Source organism: Rhodovulum sp. PH10, from assembly GCF_000293785.1.
In the GTDB taxonomy this organism is placed as follows: Bacteria; Pseudomonadota; Alphaproteobacteria; order Rhizobiales; family Xanthobacteraceae; genus Rhodoplanes.
In genome coordinates this window covers 1-4592 of record NZ_AKZI01000179.1, presented here as the reverse complement: position 1 = coordinate 4592, position 4592 = coordinate 1, and the positions used below count along the sequence as shown (strand labels likewise).

The window sequence follows — 4592 nt, the reverse complement described above, 5'->3', positions numbered from 1 at the left end:
GCGGGGAGAGGGAGAGCAAGCGCCGTACCAGTGGAGATCAGCGCGTCAGGTCGAACGAGATGTCGGCCTCGGCGTCGAGCTTGTCGAACACCTTGTCGAGGATCTGGGTGAGCACCCGGATCGCGCCCTGGTAGCCGATCTGCGGGAACCGGTGATGGTGGTGCCGGTCGAAGATCGGGAAGGTCAGGCGCAGGAGCGGCGTTCCGGTGTCCTTCTCGAGCCACTTGCCGTGCGAGTTGCCGATCAGGAGATCGACCTTCTCGGTGAACAGCAGCGAGCGCATGTGCCAGAGATCCTTGCCGCCATACACCTTCGCGTCCTTGCCGAACGGCGAGGAGGCCAGCAGCGTCTCCATCTCCTCGACCCACGCCTTGTTGCCGTTGGTGGCGAGGCAGTGGGTCGGCTCGCCGCCGGTCTCCATCACGAAGCGAGCCATCGCATAGACGAAGTCCGGATCGCCGTAGATCGCGTACTTCTTGCCGTGCAGATAGGCCTGGCTGTCGGCCATCGCGTCGACCAGGCGGCCGCGCTCGAGCACCAGGCTCGCCGGGATCTCGACGCCGGCGAGGTCGGCGATCTTCATCAGGAGCTCGTCGGTGGCGGCGACGCCGAGCGGATAGTGGAAGCTCGCGGTCTCCTGGCCCTTCTCGCCGCAATAATCGAGTGTCTTGCGGGTGCAGTAGTGCTGCAGCGAGACGGTCGCCTTGGCGTTCAGCGCCTCGGCGGTATCGGCGAGCGTGGTGCCGCCCATGTACATCTTGAAGTCGCCGTCGGAGGGCGTATCGAACTGGTCCGACGCGTCCTGGATCAGCGTGTACTGCACGCCCATCACGTCGAGGATGCGCTTGAGCTCGCGATTGTTGCCGACGCAGAAGCCGTCGAAGCCCGGGATGATGTTGATCTTGGCGTTCGGCGTACGCTCCTTGTCGTCCCAGAAGTGCTCCAGGATGCCCTTGATCGACACGTCGTAGCCGTCGACGTGGCTGCCGACGAAGGCCGGGGTGTGCGCGAAGGGAACGTCGAAGTCCTCGGGCACCGAGCCCTTCAGCTTGGCGTTGTTGATGAACGACTGCAGGTCGTCACCGATCACCTCGGCCATGCAGGTGGTCGAGACCGCGATCATCTTCGGGTCGTACAGCTTGTAGGCGTTGGCGAGCCCGTCGATCATGTTGTTGAGGCCGCCGAACACCGCGGCGTCCTCGGTCATCGAGGAGGAGACCGCCGAGGTCGGCTCCTTGAAGTGGCGAGACAGGTGCGAGCGATAATAGGCGACGCAGCCCTGCGAGCCGTGCACGAACGACAGCGTCTTCTCGAAGCCCGCCGCGGCGAACACGGCGCCGAGCGGCTGGCACGCCTTGGCGGGGTTGATCACCGCCGCCTCGCGGGCGAAATTCTTCTCGCGGTACTCCCAGGTCTTGGTGTGCTCGACCTGAGCGGCGACCGCGTCGGCGGACGCCGGGCACTCGAAGGTTTCGCGCTTGCGGGCGAACATCTCCTGATATTCGGGCTCGCGGAACAGCTCCGCGTGATCGAGCACCTTATCGGCCGACTGGGGCATTGCGAACTCCTGTCTCCACTGCGCGGCCGCGCCATACGGCGGCACGCGTCTCGAGAGCGCGTTCAGAGAATGGGATCCCGTCGCGTCGAACGCGCTTCGACGCCTCGGATCCGGTCTGTCGACGATCCGCGAGCCCGGTGGGGTCGAGGTCTCCGCGGCGGACGGACGAACCCGCCCGCCGCGGCTCCCTTCGACGCGGGTGCCGGGAACCCGCGCGGATCGCCTATTCGGCAGCTTCGAGGACCGGCTCGCCGGTCTTCTTCCAGGGCGGCTGGAACAGGCCCCAGACCGGGTTGTTGATCGCGAGATCCATGTCGCGGGCGAAGATCGCGAAGCCGTCGTAGCCGTGATAGGGGCCGGAATAGTCCCACGAGTGCATCTGACGGAACGGGATGCCCATCTTCTGGACCGGGTACTTCTCCTTGATGCCGGAGCCGACCAGATCGGGACGGATGCCCTCGATGAACTTCTCCAGCTCGTAGCCGGTCACGTCGTCGTAGATCAGCGTGCCCTTGCGGGCGTAGTGGCCGGTGCGCTGATAGTCGTCGTTGTGGGCGAACTCGTAGCCCGTGCCGACGAGCTTCATGCCGAGATCCTCGTAGGCCGTCACGATGTGGCGCGGGCGCAGGCCGCCCACGTACAGCATGACGCTCTTGCCCTCGAGGCGCGGCCGGTATTTTCCGACGATCGCATCGACCAGCGGCTTGTACTTCTCGATCACCTTCTCGGCATTGGCCTCGATCTCGGGGCCGAAATGCTTGGCGATCTTGCGCAGGGAGGCGGCGATCTGCGACGGACCGAAGAAGTTGTACTCCATCCACGGAACGCCGTGCTTCTCCTCCATGTGCCGGCAGATGTAGTTCATCGACCTGTAGCAGTGGATGAGGTTGAGCTTGCCCTTGGGGGCGCGCTCGATCTCGGCCAGCGTCGCGTCGCCCGACCAGTTGCCGACCACCCGCAGCCCGAGCTCCTCGAGCAGCCGGCGCGACGCCCAGGCGTCACCACCGATATTGTAGTCGCCGATCACCGACACGTCGTAGGGGGTCGCCTCGAACGGGGTCTCCTTCTTGTCGAGCACCCAGTCGCGAATGCAGTCGTTGGCGATGTGATGGCCGAGCGACTGCGACACGCCGCGGAAACCCTCGCAGCGGACCGGCACGATGGTCTTGCCGATCTCCTTGTTCTTCTTCTTCGACACCGCCTCGATGTCGTCGCCGATCAGGCCGATCGGGCACTCGGACTGCACCGAGAGGCCGTGGCTGAGCGGGAACATCTCCTCCAGCTCGTCGATCACCTTGGCGAGCTTCTTGTCGCCGCCGAACACGATGTCACGCTCCTGGAAGTCGGAGGTGACCTGCATGGTGACGAAGGAGTCGATGCCGGTGGTGCCGGTGTAGTAGTTGCGGCGCTGCGCCCACGAATAGTGGCCGCAGCCGACCGGGCCGTGGCTGATGTGGACCATGTCCTTCACCGGGCCCCACACCACGCCCTTCGAGCCGGCATAGGCACAGCCGCGAATGGTCATGACGCCCGGAATGGACTTGATGTTCGACTTCACCTCGCACTCGGAGAGGAGCTTGCCCTCCTCGCCTTCGGCTCCGGTGGCGTCGTCCGCCGCGCCCTTGGCGACGTTCAAATGCTTCTTGCGCCGCTTGGCGAACTTGTCGGGATAGGCCGACAGCACGTCCTCGATCAGCTTCTCGTGGAGGGCGCCGTCGTTTTCGTAGTCGAGGCTCATGGCTCGTTCCTCGTTCGGGATTCCGGCGGCGGCTCTGGGCCGCCGCCCGTGTCCGGGATCGGGCTATCGGCTCAGCCGGCGGCCGCGGCCGCCTTGGCGGCTTCCTTGGCGGCGAGCTCGGCGAGCTGCTGCTCCTCGCTCTTCATGATGCCGAAATCGAGCAGCATCTGCTCGAGCTCGTCCATCGATACCGGGGTCGGGACGGTGCCCTTGCCGCAGTTGTCGTGGATCTTCTGCGCGAGCGTCCGGTACTCCTGCGCCTGCTTGGAGTCGGGCGCGTACTGGATCACCGTCTGGCGGCGCAGCTCGGCGTGCTGCACGATGTTGTCGCGCGGCACGAAGTGAATGAGCTTGGTGTTGAGCTTCTTGGCCAGCGCCTCGGAGAGGTCGATCTCGCGGTCGGTCTGACGCTCGTTGCAGATCAGCCCGCCGAGCCGCACGCCGCCCGAATGGGCGTATTTCAGAATGCCCTTGGAGATGTTGTTGGCGGCATAGAGCGCCATCATCTCACCGGACATGACGATGTAGATCTCCTGCGCCTTGTTCTCGCGGATCGGCATCGCGAAGCCGCCGCACACCACGTCGCCGAGCACGTCGTAGGAGACGTAGTCGACATCCTCGTAGGCGCCGTTCTCCTCGAGGAAGTTGATGGCGGTGATGACGCCACGGCCGGCGCAGCCGACGCCCGGCTCCGGACCACCGGACTCGGTGCACTTGATGCCCTTGTAGCCGATCTTCAGCACGTCCTCGAGCTCGAGGTCTTCCACCGAGCCGGCCTCGGCGGCGAGGCTCAGCACGGTTTCCTGGAGCTTGGTGTTGAGGATCAGGCGGGTCGAGTCGGCCTTCGGATCGCAGCCGACGATCAGGATGCGCTGGCCCATCTCGACCAGGGCCGCGAGGGTGTTCTGGGAGGTGGTCGACTTGCCGATGCCACCCTTACCGTAGAAAGCGATCTGTCGCAGAGAGCCCATGCTCGTTCCTTTCGTCTCGCGCCGGTGTGCGTCGATGGTGAGATCGGCGCTTCGTCCCGACATGCCTTTCAGCAACGGGCGTGCCAACTCGTGAGACCGGTCTCCGGGATGACGGAAACGCCTGTGGCGCAAGCATTTCCTCGATCGCCTCGGGGCGAGTACGTAGCCGTGTCGGGCTGTTTGGAACCCTACAAAGCTCGACAACCGTGTCGTGGACCGACGTGAGAAAGCGACCGAGCGGCGCGCCGGACGTCCGCGCATTGCGACTTTGGTGTAATACCAACGGCGACAGAGTCCGACCTCGTCCTGAGGAGCGCTCCGCAGG

At 65.0% G+C, this 4592-nt stretch carries 3 protein-coding genes; all 3 read right to left on the bottom strand.

What is annotated here, in order from left to right; all coding sequences use genetic code 11:
• Window positions 1-37: 37 nt before the first annotated feature.
• The 3 genes from nifK to nifH all read right to left on the bottom strand — a co-directional run bounded on the left by nifK (window position 38) and on the right by nifH (window position 4267).
• Window positions 38-1558 carry a nitrogenase molybdenum-iron protein subunit beta gene (nifK, locus tag A33M_RS20745; RefSeq protein ID WP_008391590.1) on the bottom strand — a complete coding sequence of 507 codons (1521 nt, stop codon included), beginning with the start codon at window positions 1556-1558 and terminating at the stop codon, window positions 38-40.
• A 223-nt stretch (window positions 1559-1781) separates the two neighbouring features.
• Window positions 1782-3296, bottom strand: a complete 1515-nt coding sequence (nifD, locus tag A33M_RS20740; RefSeq protein ID WP_008391589.1) for a nitrogenase molybdenum-iron protein alpha chain — start codon at window positions 3294-3296, stop codon at window positions 1782-1784.
• Between the two features lie 71 nt (window positions 3297-3367).
• A complete protein-coding gene (gene nifH / locus A33M_RS20735; RefSeq protein WP_040622284.1) occupies window positions 3368-4267 on the bottom strand; it encodes a nitrogenase iron protein in 900 nt (299 codons plus the stop codon).
• Window positions 4268-4592 lie beyond the last annotated feature (325 nt).